Here is a 10,582-nt window from a genome sequence, read left to right as displayed (position 1 = left end):
CACAATCTCTCCCACGGGCTCATAGGCACTAGGGTTAGGGGGAGCTCACCGGCTATCTCCCGATGATCAGTCGGGGATCTTCTCCGCTAAGGCGGAGAAGATCAAGACATAAGGGTTGGGGTGAGGGCACACAGGTTACCCCCGCATCAGTTGCGTGACGCACTGGCGCAGATAGTCCAACAGCGCCGGAGTGAGCCAGGTACCCTCGGTCAAGGTCGGCTCTTGCTCCATTGCCTGGCGGATCTTCATTTGGGTGGCTGGATTGTCACTGGCATAGGACTGGAACAGCTCCAGCCAAAGGGCCGCCAACTGTTTAGCCTGTGTCGATGCAGGTGCAACCTCCTGCTGCATCGCTTGCTGGAATTGGGCAATGAGCGCTGGCCATTCCTGAATGCGATCAAAATAGTGAGCGCGGACATAGGCATATTCGGTATCAGACAGGTATTTTTGATAGATCGCCAGCTTGGTTTCGGCAAAGGCACGGGTGATGTAATCGGTCATTGCCGGTGTGATCCCCGTTTGTGCGCGCATCGAAGGCTCATCGGCGTGCATGGCGTTGAGACGGGTCAGAAATGCCGGATTGCCTGCGGTATCACGCTCCAGCGTGCACATCCAGCGGCGCGCAATAGCCTGAGCACACGGATCTTCGGCACTTGCCCCATCGTTCATCAGCTCTTGTACCGTGCTCACCATCTCCTGCCATTCCCGATGACGCGCTTCGTCGGCCTGATAGAACGGCAACTGCGCCAGTTCGTCGGCGGTAAAGTATTTATCGTACATGGTCATCATCTCCAACGTGATCAGCCAATCATTCAGTTCGGGTTCACTGCCTTGGGTCAATTGGGCGTGCATATGCTGTAAGCGACTGCGCAGCGTGGTTATCTGTGTCAGCTGCCGATCGAGCATGGCAATTTGCTGTTCAATAACCGCTGGTAACGCCAGCCCCGAGTGCGCCAGAATCGAGTCGATTTCTGCCAGTGCGACTCCCATTCGCCGCAAGGCTTGAATATGGTGCAGGCGAGTAATATCTTCCCGATTGTAGAGGCGATACCCGGCATCGGAACGTGCAGAGGGAACCAGCAGCCCAATGCTGTGGTAATAATGTAAGGTTCTTATGGTGATGCCCGAACGGCGGGCCAGTTCGCCGACTTTCAGTAACATGCTGGTTATCTCCCTGGTGTGAGCTGAGATACTACAGCCTGACGTTACGTGAGGGTCAAGCAGGGAGATGGGGGAATTTTTGTGACGCGTTGCAGGCACCAACAACCGGCACCTGCAACAAGATCGCGGGGAAGTTACCAGCCTTTGACGGCACCGCCGTTGAAGATCTTCTCTGCCGCTTTGGCGACTTCATCGGACTCGTAGGCTTTCACGAAGTTCTGCACGTTCAGCGCATCTTTATTATCTTCGCGCGCCACCACGATATTGGTGTACGGCGAATCTTTATCCTCGATAAAAATCCCGTCTTTGGTCGGCGTCAGGCCAATCTGGTTGATGTAGGTGGTGCTGATCACTGCCACCGCGACTTTAGGATCGTCCAATACCTGGGGCAGTTGCGCACCTTCCAGTTCCATAATCTGGTAATTGTGCGGGTTGGCACTGATATCCAGCGAGGTTGGCAGCAGGCCTTTGCCCTGCTTGAGTTCGATCAGCCCAACCTTTTTCAACAGCAACAGGGCGCGGCCCAGGTTGGTAGGATCGTTCGGGATGGCAATTACCGCGCCGTCCTGCAACTCTGACAGCGATTTGATCTTTTTCGAATAGCCAGCCATGGGGAACACAAAGGTATTGCCTACCACCACCAGTTTGTAGCCGTGATCTTTATTTTGCTGTTCCAGGAAGGGGCGGTGCTGGAATACGTTGGCATCCAGTTCGCCTTTGTCGGTGGCATCATTGGGCAGCAACGAACCGCTAAAGCCAATCAGCTCCACGTCCAGGCCATATTTCTCTTTGGCCACCCGTTTGGCGACCTCTGCCACGTCCTGCTCGGCGCCGTTAATGACGCCAACCTTGATATGGTTTTGATCGACCTTCTGATCGCACCCTTGTAATAACAACGTTGCTGCTAATGCTGCGGCCAAGGCGGTGCAGCGCCAAACAATTGCCATGAGTGACTCCCTGTAAAAACAATAAGATCGGTCAGTGTTGTGCCAACAGCTAAACCTATGGCCGTAGCCAAGTCAAATCCTGGTTAAGCACAATTTCTTATAGCTCATAACACGGCGATCAGCGCGGCCTTAACACCACGATGCCCGGCGTATTCAGCACATAGCTGGCAAACGCCGAGTCCATCACTTTGTGGTTTTCCGGGCGTGAGGAAGCATGGCGCAGCACCGGCCCATTTTGGGTCATGATAAAGAAGCCGGTATGGGTAACGTCCAGCCCAGCCAGCTTGGTATAGATGCCGATATAGTCGCCGGTCTGTAATTGGCTAATCACCTGCTCATCAATAAATTCGCTGGGGATATAGGTCACGCTGCGCTCGGTGACCGCGATGCCGGGCAGATAGAGTTCGCCATCCGCTTTGCGGTTGAGCTGTTTGACCACGGTGACGGCATGCGGGCTGAGTTGTGCGGTGACGTCGTCGGCAAGGATCTGGCGGGTGTGCGCCCAGTCGGTGAAGAAATGCTTGCGCTGCTGGAAACTGACGTCACCATTGATATAGCGCGTCTGAATCACATTTTCGACGAATTCGTTTTCGCTGGTGGCGGTTCTGAGCGCCTGCACGTAATCCAGATAGGTAAAGCAATCCACCCCACGGAAATCGATCACCAATTGTTCCGCAGTGGTGGCGGAACCGATCAGCCGGTTGGCTACGTAAGGGGTTTCCAGGAAAGTCTGTGAGAGCAGCTCGATGGCCCGCCCTTTATCGATATCCGGCACCGCCGCATGCAGAGCCAGCGCTGCCTGCAGTTTGTTCACTGTGTAATCGTCCATTACTATCGCCATTGTCAGAGGTTTCACCTGTTGCGGTAGTGATTCTACCGGGATTTTGGCCGGTTGTTTACCGCTGCAACCCATCAGCGTCGTACACAATATTATTAGGGCCAAGCCACGCATCCCTCTCTCCCAAGCGATCATTGGTTCGGCCAGTATGGCGTGCGCAAGGTAAACCCAGCGTCACCCAAAAAGCGGTAAATCAATAGCCCACTTCATTATTGAACGGCAGATACCAGAACAGCGCGATCTCATGATCGGCAATGTCCGGTTGGCCACGATAGAGTAAATGATCGATGCCACCGAGCACAAAGCCATAACGCTGATAGCAGCTGCAGGCAGTCAGATTATTGTTTTGGGTTTCCAGCATCAGCCCGGCGGTGTCCTGCTCCCGTGCCCAATGACGTGCGGCATCCAATAGCGCTGTGGCTATGCCTTTGCGGCGAGCGTGGCGGCTAACGGCAATCTCCTCGATCAGCGTATAGTCGTTCCAGTTTTTGCTGAGTGTGATATGCCCTACGGCTTCCCCTTGGTAACGAGCGAGGAAGGTCTCCCCATCGTCATTGAGGAACGGGGCCAGCGGGTAGACTTTATTGAAAGGAGCCACCGGCTGGGTTGGCCACAGTTCGACCGGCTTATCAAAACAGGGCTGGGCGTAACAGGAGACGGCAAAGGAAAAATCACCGTATTCCAGGTAACCGAAGGGGAGTTCTCTGATGATTTCGATGCCGATCGCCTGATGCAATTATTCCAGCTCCCTTAGCAGCCTGGCGGGGTTGCCCGCATAAATGCCTTTTCGGGTGATGCTCTTGCTGACTACTGCACCAGCACCAATCACCACGTCATCGCAGATTTCCACGGCCAGTATGGTGGCGCCAGAACCCACAGAAACCCGGTTGCCGAGCCGCGTGTGCCCCCAGCTTGCCGGGTCGGCATTTGGGGTGCCCCCTTTGAACAGATCGTTGGCAAACATCACGCCGTGGCCAATAAAGCAATCTTCGCCCAAGGTCACGTATTCACAGATAAAGCTATGCGACTGGATCTTGCTGCGCGCGCCCACGCAGACGTTCTTTTGGATCTCGACAAACGGGCCGACAAACACGTCGTCCCCCAACTGGCAGCCATACAGGTTGCTGGGCTCGATCACCATCACGTTCTGTCCGGCCTGCACATTATTAATCCCGCTTTGGCGGGTGCGGATCTTGGTTGTCATGGTCTCCCTCCATCAAGTAACGCAACATATTGATTATAGTGCAGAGTAACCCACAGGCCGCTGACAGCGTACGTTTTTTCAACCAAAGACTATAATTGATACAGGGCAGAGAGCCTGATAGCCGCAACCCTTGCGCGGTGTCTGAACCGCCAGTGGTGTGTTTTCCGTTCGCCGATCGCGGTTGGCGGCGAAATGAGGAGGTGTCTCATGGTCAATCATGTCTGGGGTCTGCTGGCCCATCCCAATGTCGAGTTGAAACAGATCAAAAGCGAGAATGAATCCGTCTCGCACCTGTATACCCACCACGTGCTGCTAATGGCGTTGATACCGGTGGTCAGCGCGTTTATCGGTACCACGCAGTTGGGCTGGCTCTCTGGTCAAGGGCAGGCAATCCGCCTGGATATGTTCACCGCTTTCTACACCGCCGTGGCGTTTTATCTGTTGATGCTGGCTGGCGTGGCGATCATGGGCAAGGTGATCCACTGGATGGCGCGGCGTTATGAGTCACGGCCAAGCCTGCACCTATGTATGGTCTTTGCGGGCTATGTGGCGACTCCGATGTTCCTCAGCGGATTAGTGGCGCTGTACCCGGTGGTTTGGCTGTGCCTGTTCGTCGGGATTATCGGCCTGGCTTATTCCGGCTATCTGCTGTATCTCGGCATTCCGCATTTCCTGAATATCGATCGTAAAGAAGGGTTTATCTTCTCCAGCTCGACATTGGCTATGGGCATTCTGTTGCTTGAGCTGCTACTTGGGCTGACAGTACTGCTGTGGGGGTACGGTTCCTGGTTATTCTGAAGTTAGCGTGATTGTTGCCCCTCATACCCTGCGGTATGGGGGGCTTTTGTTTAAAGGAGCTGAACTCGCCCATCTGGATTTGTTGTTCCCGCCTGCTTATTATCAACTTATTAAATGATACCGACTGGAATAATTGATGGCGACAATGAAAGAGGTGGCGCAGCGAGCCGGGGTTTCCGCTGCGACGGTCTCTCGGGTGATTAACAATACCGCCTATGTTGAGCCGGTTACCCGCGAGCGTGTCGAAAAAGCGATGCGCGAGTTCAATTACCACCGCAACGCGGCGGCGCTGGCGTTAGCCAAACGCAGTGGCAACATGCTGGGATTGCTGACCGGCAATCTGGCCGATCCCTTTTTCTCGCGCCTAGCGCGTGGGGTGGAAGAGGTGACCCGCAAAGAAGGGGCCAAGCTGATGGTGTGCAGCGGTGGGCACCAGGCGGAGCGCGAAAAGGCCGGGTTGGATTTTCTGATTAATCAGGGCTGTGAGGCGATTGTCGCCCACGTCACCCGCATGAGCGATGCCGATGTACTGCGCTATGCTGCTCATACCCCCGGTTTAGTGATTATCAATCGCTACTTTCCTGCCATTGCGAACCGTTGCGTGTGGTTGGATAACGTCAGTGCGGCTCAGGCCTCGACCGAATATTTGCTGCAACAGGGGCATCGGCGCATTGCCTGTGTGACCGCCGATTTACCCATCGACGATCGCAAGCAGCGTTTACAGGGCTATCGCAATGCGATGGCACAGGCGGGGATCGACGTTCCGGGGGAATGGGTGATCAGCGTGTCCTTTGATGAAGAGGGGGGAGAATTGGCCGCAGAGCAGATACTTTCCAGCCGTCATCACTTTACGGCCGCAGTGACGTTTAATGACGTGATGGCCGCCGGCATGATGCGAGCCTTGCACCAGAGGCAAATCCCCTTGCCGGAGCAACTGTCGATTATCGGCTTTGATGATGTGGTGCTGGCGCGTTATCTCTATCCGGCGTTAAGCACCCTGCATTATCCCATCGAGCGTATGGCCAAACGGGCAGCCAAGCTGGCGCTGTTGAGTCAGCAACAGCAAGGGTTACCGCCGCAAAATAACATGTTTAGCGCTGAACTGGTGCTGCGTGACTCGGTCACTCGCTGGCAGGAATAGCTTGTCCAGAGGTTGTTCTGAGATCTACATCACAAAGTTACCCGCCATGAAAGCGGTTACATGGCTTGAGGCGCTAGCTCACACCCCGGTAAATCAGGATTCACTACGCTAGCGGCACATCAATAACAACTCGGGGTGACCTATGGATGGTAAAAAAACGCTCAACCTTTGGCTGGCTTTGCTGCCAATCGTTGCCATGCTGACGCTGTTGATCGTCGGCTATGGGGTATGGGAATTACGTATTGAACCGCTGTTACTGCTTTCAGCGGCCGTTGCTGCCGGGCTGGCACTGTGGCAGGGCTATAGCTGGGATGACATTATCAACTCGATCGTCAGCAAACTGGCGAAGGCCATGCCGGTGATCATGATCCTGATCTGCGTCGGCGGTCTGATTGGCACCTGGATGATCAGCGGCACTATTCCTTACATGGTGTACTGGGGGCTGAAAGTGATCAGTCCGCAATATATTCTGATCGCAGCCTTCTTCCTCACCAGCGTGATTTCCGTCTGTACCGGCACCTCATGGGGGTCTGCGGGTACCGTCGGTGTAGCACTGATGGGCGTTGCCGCGGGGCTGGATGTGCCGTTGGCGGCGGCGGCGGGCGCGGTGGTTTCCGGTGCCTATTTCGGCGATAAAATCTCTCCGCTGTCGGATTCGACCAACTTTGCCGCTATCGTGGCCGAAACCGATCTCTATGCGCATATCAAACACCTGATGTACACCACACTGCCCAGCTTTGTGCTGGCAGCCACCGTTTACCTGATCGCCGGTCATAGCAGCGTGGTGGGAACGGTTGCTACGCCACAGCGGGTCACTGACATCATTATTGGGTTGGAAAGCCTATACCATTTCAACCTGTTGCTGATCCTGCCACCGGTGCTGGTGCTGTGGGGAGCGGTGACCAAACGGCCGGTGATCCCGGTCATGCTGGCGGCCTGTGTGCTAGCGATCGGCCTCGCCGTGGTGATGCAGGGCTTTAGCCTGAAACAGGGTCTGAACGCGCTGATGGACGGCTTTAACCTATCGATGTTTGCTGAACGCGGGCATGACATCAGCGGCGTGATCGCCGATGTTCCGCGCTTGCTTAACCGGGGTGGCATGTTCTCAATGATGAGCACCATCCTGCTGGTACTGTGTGCCTTCTCGTTTGCTGGTGCACTGACCTTGACCGGTGCGCTGACGGTGATTATCAACCGGTTGCTGAAAGTAGTGCATACCACGGGCCAACTGATTGCCGCCACGGTCGGGACTACCATCCTGGTCACCGGAGCGACCAGCGATGGCAAGCTGGCGCTGCTCATTCCGGCAGAGCTGTATAAGGACGCCTATCGCCGCATGGGCTTGGACAACACCAACCTGTCGCGCACCATCGAAGATGCCGGTACGGTGATTGAACCCCTCATTCCCTGGACGGCGGCCGGTGTTTACATGGCGACAACGTTGGGAGTTAACACGCTGGATCTGCTGCCTTGGGCGGTGCAGTGTTACGCGGCGGTCTTCTTCGCTTTGATTTACGGTTTTACCGGTTTTGGCATCGCCAGAGTGACGCCAGAGGCTCAACAACAGGAGATGCCAAATGAAACAGCCTGATTTCAACCAGGTAGTCGATCGCCACCATACCAGCTCGGTAAAATGGGATTTCATGGGGCATTATCTGCAATTGCATGAAACCGATCTGTTGCCGATGTGGGTATCAGACTTTGACTTTCCTTGCCCGCCTGCAGTGCAGCAGGCGCTGCATACGCGTGTCGATCATGGCGTATTTGGCTATAGCGAACGCGATGAGGATTACTACCGGGCTGCGATTGAGTGGTTTGCCCAACGCCACCAACTTCTGCTGGAACGGCAATGGTTTACCTCGATCGAAGGGGTTGTGCCGGGGATTGCGCTGCTGATCCAGATGCTCAGCCAACCCGGTGAGGGTGTCGTGGTGCAGGGGCCTTATTATGGCTCCTTTAAGAAGGTGATCACCCTCAATGGTCGGCGGGTACTAGAGAACCCACTGCAGGAGCGGGAAGGGGAGTATCGCTTTGACTTTACCCAGTTGGCCGAGCTGTTGCAGCGGGAGAAGCCGCCGTTGCTGGTGTTGTGCAATCCGCATAACCCAACCGGCCGCTGCTGGAACCGGCAGGAGCTGACGCAATTGCTGACGCTATGCCAGCAACACGGGGTGACGGTGATCTCTGATGAGATCTGGGCGGATTTGATCCTGCCAGATGAGCACTTTACCTCAGTGTTACACCTGGGGCCGCAGTGGCACGATAGGGTGATTGTGGCCACCTCTGCCAGTAAAACCTTTGGGTTGTCGTCGCTACGCATCTCCAATTTCCTGATCCCGAATACGGCGCTGCGTGAGCAATTTGTCGAACGGCTCAATGCGCACGGGCTAGACGTTTTCAACGCGCTTGCCATGACGGCGGCGACGGCGGCTTACCAGCAGGGCGGCCCGTGGCTTGATGCCTTGTTGGCTTATTTGGCCGAGAACCGGCGCTGGTTTGCACAGGCGTTGGAGCAGGCGGCTCCCTGGTGCCGGATGATGTCAGCACAAGGCACTTATCTGGCCTGGCTGGATTGCCGTGCGTTGGGGTTGGATGATGAAGCTTTGCAGCTAGCCATGCGCCAACAGGCCAAGATTGCGCCTTCGATGGGCTGCGGATTTGGCGAGCAGGGGCAGGGTTTTATCCGCATCAATCTGGGTTGCCCGCGCGCCTATCTTGAAATGGCCGTCGCAGGGTTGGCTAAACTAACCGATTGATTTTATAGTGGGCGCAGCATGCTGCGCCCCTCCAGTATAAAACCTCAGCTATGGCTAACCACCACCAGTTTCTGGTTCACAAACTCCTTAATCCCCAGATCTGACAGTTCACGGCCAAAGCCGGAACGTTTCACACCACCAAACGGCAGCTCAGGTGCGGTATCGGTCAAGGAGTTGATATACACCATGCCGGTTTCAATGCGTGAGGCCAGCTTTTTGGCTCGTTCAATATCAGTACTGAAGATGGCCCCGCCTAGCCCGTAGTGGGAGTCATTGGCCAGTTTGACGATCTCCTCGTCATCGCTCACCACATAGACCTGCGCCACCGGGCCGAAGAACTCGGTGAAATAGGCCGGATTATCGCGGCTGATATGCGTGAGAATGGTGGGTTCAAAGAAGTTGCCTTCGTGCTGTAACGCCTTGCCGCCCAGGTGTAGTTTGGCTCCTTGTTTCACCGCGTCATTGACCTGCTCGATCAGCCCTTCCAGGGCCGACTTGGAGGATAGCGGCCCTAAAGTGGTGGTTTCATCCAGCGGATCGCCCATTTTCACATTTTTGAAATGCTCGGTGAGCTGTTGCAGGAAGGCCTTCGCCACTTTCTCCTGCACGATAAAACGCTTGGCGGCGGTACAGACCTGCCCGGCATTGTTGAGCCGTGCCTCTGCACCCACTTTGACAGCCTTCTCAAGATCGCAATCGTCGAGCACGACGAAAACGTCGTTACCCCCCAGTTCTAGCGTGGCCTTTTTCAGCTTCTTGGCCGCCTGAGCTGCCACGATGCTGCCTGCTTTTTCAGAACCGGTCAGCGCCACACCTTGCACCCGATCGTCGGCGATGATGTTGGCCACCTGATCCTGGGAAATATACAGGTTGGTATAGGCCCCTTTGGGCGCTCCAGCCTCATGCACCAGCTTCTCGAACGCTTCAGCGCAGTGCGGCACGATGCTGGCATGCTTGACCACTACCGGGTTCCCGGCCGCCAGGTTAGGGGCGAGTACGCGCATCAGTTGGTAGAAAGGAAAGTTCCAAGGCTCGACCGCCATCAACACCCCGATGGGATGATGCTCGACCCAGGCCTCACCCAGGCTGGACTCATAGCTTACCGGGGCCAGGAATTTTTGCGCATTATTGGCGTAGTAACGGGCTATCTGGGCACACAGTTTTACTTCGCCACGGCTTTGCTCGATCAGCTTACCCATCTCAACGCTGGCAATGTTCGCCAGTTCCTCTACCCGGCTCTCCATCAGATCGGCCAGCTTATGCAACACGGGTAAGCGCTGGATGATTTCACCCTTGGCCCAGTCGGAGTGATACAGCGCATCGGCTTGGGCCAGCGCCAGCTCCACCTGATCGTCGTTATGCGGGGTATATTCTTTAATCAGCTGATTGTTAAAGGGGTTTACTGTCTGGTATGGCATGAAGTGCTCCTTTCGTCGCTCATGTTGACGCCTGACAGACGCCTTATTCAGAACGTTAAGTCTAGACGACAGGGCTGCGAAGGAGGTGCATAAAGGGCGATCGTGCGCCAGTGCCCCGCATACAGAGGCTTAATACGAGTGTGCTGAGATGATCCTTTGCTCCCAAAAGGGCAAGCTCTACCAGCTCCCTCACCCTGTGGGCTGAGTGATCCCCAGTAATATGGTCAGCATCCCATGACCATATTACTGTACTCATTCCCTAACTTTTTCAGCATGTTAACTATATTCATCCGTCTCACTATTCCCGGTCTGTCTCTCA

General features: G+C 55.4%; 10 protein-coding genes. 4 read left to right on the top strand and 6 right to left on the bottom strand.

The features are described from left to right. Positions 1-135 precede the first annotated feature (135 nt). The 5 genes from ACMV5I_RS28475 to ACMV5I_RS28455 form a co-directional block, all read right to left on the bottom strand. Positions 136-1,161 carry a MerR family transcriptional regulator gene (locus tag ACMV5I_RS28475; RefSeq protein ID WP_202809582.1) on the bottom strand — a complete coding sequence of 342 codons (1,026 nt, stop codon included), beginning with the start codon at positions 1,159-1,161 and terminating at the stop codon, positions 136-138. A 134-nt stretch (positions 1,162-1,295) separates the two neighbouring features. Then, positions 1,296-2,108 carry a MetQ/NlpA family lipoprotein gene (locus ACMV5I_RS28470; RefSeq protein WP_024485766.1) on the bottom strand — a complete coding sequence of 271 codons (813 nt, stop codon included), beginning with the start codon at positions 2,106-2,108 and terminating at the stop codon, positions 1,296-1,298. A gap of 118 nt (positions 2,109-2,226) precedes the next feature. Next, positions 2,227-3,060, bottom strand: a complete 834-nt coding sequence (locus ACMV5I_RS28465; RefSeq protein WP_121606255.1) for a DUF1460 domain-containing protein — start codon at positions 3,058-3,060, stop codon at positions 2,227-2,229. A 79-nt stretch (positions 3,061-3,139) separates the two neighbouring features. Next, positions 3,140-3,682, bottom strand: coding sequence for a GNAT family N-acetyltransferase (locus ACMV5I_RS28460; protein ID WP_414825853.1), 543 nt, complete (start codon positions 3,680-3,682; stop codon positions 3,140-3,142). Beyond that, a complete protein-coding gene (locus ACMV5I_RS28455) occupies positions 3,683-4,150 on the bottom strand; it encodes an acyltransferase (protein WP_024485763.1) in 468 nt (155 codons plus the stop codon). Positions 4,151-4,357: 207 nt separating this feature from the next. Between ACMV5I_RS28455 and ACMV5I_RS28450 the strand changes: the two genes are divergently transcribed. The 4 genes from ACMV5I_RS28450 (at position 4,358) to ACMV5I_RS28435 (ending at position 8,845) form a co-directional block, all read left to right on the top strand. Continuing rightward, complete coding sequence (locus tag ACMV5I_RS28450) at positions 4,358-4,948, top strand: Yip1 family protein (RefSeq protein ID WP_121606257.1); 591 nt, start codon at positions 4,358-4,360, stop codon at positions 4,946-4,948. Between the two features lie 136 nt (positions 4,949-5,084). Beyond that, complete coding sequence (locus ACMV5I_RS28445; protein ID WP_121606258.1) at positions 5,085-6,089, top strand: LacI family DNA-binding transcriptional regulator; 1,005 nt, start codon at positions 5,085-5,087, stop codon at positions 6,087-6,089. Positions 6,090-6,231: 142 nt separating this feature from the next. Next, entirely contained in the window at positions 6,232-7,680 is a 1,449-nt protein-coding gene (nhaC, locus tag ACMV5I_RS28440; RefSeq protein ID WP_121606259.1) for a Na+/H+ antiporter NhaC, read from the top strand. Further along, on the top strand, positions 7,667-8,845 hold the full coding sequence (locus ACMV5I_RS28435; protein ID WP_202670821.1) for a MalY/PatB family protein: 1,179 nt from the start codon (positions 7,667-7,669) through the stop codon (positions 8,843-8,845). Before nhaC ends, ACMV5I_RS28435 begins: the two co-directional genes overlap by 14 nt. Positions 8,846-8,889: 44 nt before the next feature. Here ACMV5I_RS28435 and ACMV5I_RS28430 read toward each other — a convergent pair whose 3' ends face one another. After that, positions 8,890-10,263 carry an NAD-dependent succinate-semialdehyde dehydrogenase gene (locus ACMV5I_RS28430; RefSeq protein ID WP_262185486.1) on the bottom strand — a complete coding sequence of 458 codons (1,374 nt, stop codon included), beginning with the start codon at positions 10,261-10,263 and terminating at the stop codon, positions 8,890-8,892. Positions 10,264-10,582 lie beyond the last annotated feature (319 nt).

It is taken from the genome of Serratia sp. T13T92 (assembly GCF_047530105.1).
Lineage (GTDB): Bacteria > Pseudomonadota > Gammaproteobacteria > Enterobacterales > Enterobacteriaceae > Chania > Chania fonticola.
This window is presented reverse-complemented; position numbering and strand designations above follow the sequence as displayed.

Bases quoted from the DNA above. Each gene is read 5' to 3' on its own strand.
- ACMV5I_RS28475 (WP_202809582.1), bottom strand. From the start codon at position 1,161: ATGTTACTGAAAGTCGGCGAACTGGCCCGCCGTTCGGGCATCACCATA.
- ACMV5I_RS28470 (WP_024485766.1), bottom strand. From the start codon at position 2,108: ATGGCAATTGTTTGGCGCTGCACCGCCTTGGCCGCAGCATTAGCAGCA.
- ACMV5I_RS28465 (WP_121606255.1), bottom strand. From the start codon at position 3,060: ATGCGTGGCTTGGCCCTAATAATATTGTGTACGACGCTGATGGGTTGC.
- ACMV5I_RS28455 (WP_024485763.1), bottom strand. From the start codon at position 4,150: ATGACAACCAAGATCCGCACCCGCCAAAGCGGGATTAATAATGTGCAG.
- ACMV5I_RS28450 (WP_121606257.1), top strand. From the start codon at position 4,358: ATGGTCAATCATGTCTGGGGTCTGCTGGCCCATCCCAATGTCGAGTTG.
- ACMV5I_RS28445 (WP_121606258.1), top strand. From the start codon at position 5,085: ATGGCGACAATGAAAGAGGTGGCGCAGCGAGCCGGGGTTTCCGCTGCG.
- nhaC (WP_121606259.1), top strand. From the start codon at position 6,232: ATGGATGGTAAAAAAACGCTCAACCTTTGGCTGGCTTTGCTGCCAATC.
- ACMV5I_RS28435 (WP_202670821.1), top strand. From the start codon at position 7,667: ATGAAACAGCCTGATTTCAACCAGGTAGTCGATCGCCACCATACCAGC.
- ACMV5I_RS28430 (WP_262185486.1), bottom strand. From the start codon at position 10,263: ATGCCATACCAGACAGTAAACCCCTTTAACAATCAGCTGATTAAAGAA.